Source organism: Streptomyces sp. SID11385 (genome assembly GCF_010548245.1).
Classification (GTDB): domain Bacteria; phylum Actinomycetota; class Actinomycetes; order Streptomycetales; family Streptomycetaceae; genus Streptomyces.
In genome coordinates this window covers 1-421 of the sequence record NZ_JAAGLR010000683.1, presented here as the reverse complement: position 1 = coordinate 421, position 421 = coordinate 1, and the positions used below count along the sequence as shown (strand labels likewise).

The following is a 421-nucleotide window of genomic DNA, read 5'->3' as shown; positions in this document are numbered from 1 at the left end:
CGGAGTTTGCGGCACGGGCCGCAAACTCCGCGCCTGGCCGCCGGGCGCCGGACTCACCGCGATGGGCCGCTGGGAGCACGACCCGCGCCTCGACGACTGCGCCCGCCGCCTCGTCGCGACGCTCGGCTACCGCGGCGTGCTCGACCTCGACTTCCGCTACGACGCCACCGGCACGACCCCGTACCTCCTCGACTTCAACCCCCGCCCCGGCGCCCAGTTCCGCCTCTTCACCGACCACGGCGGCCTCGACGTCGTCCGCGCCCTCCACCTCGACCTGACGGACCGCCCGCTCCCCGCCCGCACCCCCGCCCCGGGCCGCCGCTTCACGGTCGGCACGTACGCGCTGCTCTCGGCGGCGCGAGGGGAGCGGGCGGGGTCCGGGGGCGGCAGCGGGGCCGGTTCCGGGGGCGGTTCCGGAAGC

The 421-nt window shown here is 77.9% G+C and carries 1 pseudogene; it reads left to right on the top strand.

Going from position 1 to position 421, the window contains the following annotated elements:
- Positions 1-421: pseudogene (locus G3I42_RS20560) on the top strand (ATP-grasp domain-containing protein); the annotation flags it as partial.